The sequence below is a fragment of the Enterobacter sp. PTB genome (assembly GCF_051130085.1).
Lineage (GTDB): Bacteria > Pseudomonadota > Gammaproteobacteria > Enterobacterales > Enterobacteriaceae > Enterobacter > Enterobacter ludwigii.
The window spans coordinates 1-1,061 of record NZ_JBDKEE010000091.1; the positions used below are offsets into that span (position 1 = coordinate 1).

1 protein-coding gene is annotated in these 1,061 nt (G+C 62.7%); it reads right to left on the reverse strand.

Annotation, left to right across the window (positions count from 1 at the left end; all coding sequences use genetic code 11):
- A partial coding sequence (locus tag AAIR21_RS27695) for a type VI secretion system Vgr family protein (protein ID WP_434682815.1) occupies window positions 1–1,061 on the reverse strand: 1,061 nt, incomplete at both ends.

The following is a 1,061-nucleotide window of genomic DNA, read 5'->3' on the forward strand; positions in this document are numbered from 1 at the left end:
TTTGGTCCCACAACCTTTGCCGTCTGCGGGCCGTAGGTGCGCGGCCACGCCGTGCTCTGCGCCGGACGGTATGACACTGACGCCGGGATGACCGCGAAATCAGTGCGGTGAAGGGTTTCCCCCTCGCCGCTCGCGTAGCGGTTCTCCTCGAAATGGTAACCCGCCGCCGTGACCAGATAGTCACCGTTATCACTGAAGAACGGGGCGTTAGTCAGGGTGAAGGTGTGTCCCGGTGCAATACCCGCGGCCGTGGCCGTCGCCTGAATCTGCTGGTGCTCCACCTGCCAGCGCTCCTGACGGATACGGGCGTAGAACTCCGCATGCCCGGTCTCAACAAACCGTCCCGGCCAGTCGTACACGTCGATACTGCCCGGTTTCGGTGACGCCGGGTTCTGCTGCGCCTGGAACAGCCACGCGTTCGGCTTGCGGAAGTCGTAGTCATCGAGGCTGTAAATCCCCGGGGTGACGCTGTCCTCCAGCGCCCACTGGCTGATACCCTCTTCGTCCGTACTGCCGCCTGACGGCGTCTGGTGGTAAGGAATGACCTCATAGCCACTGAACGGCTGATGCTGCGTCGCGGCGTCGGTAAGCACCAGCGTGTGCTTGTCCGCCTCGTGGCTGAAGTGATACGCAATCCCCTCCAGCTCCATCAGACGGCTGATAAAGTCCAGGCTCGACTCCTGATACTGCACGCAGTAGTCCCACACCCGGTAGCTCCCGGTGAGCTTATCCTCCACGTTGACCTGATGTTCAGCCAGCAGGGTTTTCACAATCTGCGGCACCGTCTGACCCTGGAAGATACGCAGGTTACGGTCGCGCTTCATCGGCCACAGGTCCGGCTCCACCGTCAGCTGGTACACCGCATAGCGGGTGCCCGTCAGCTCGACGGCACTCACCGCCACGCGGGTGATTTTTCCATTGATATAGCGGGGCGTCAGCAGGCTCTGCGTCGGGATGGTCACCGTGACCGGCTGACCCAGCAGTTTGCTGCGGTCAATGCGCGCATCCGTGCCAAGCAGGGTCAGCGTCAGGGCGAACGACTCGGACATCGCCTCGCGACC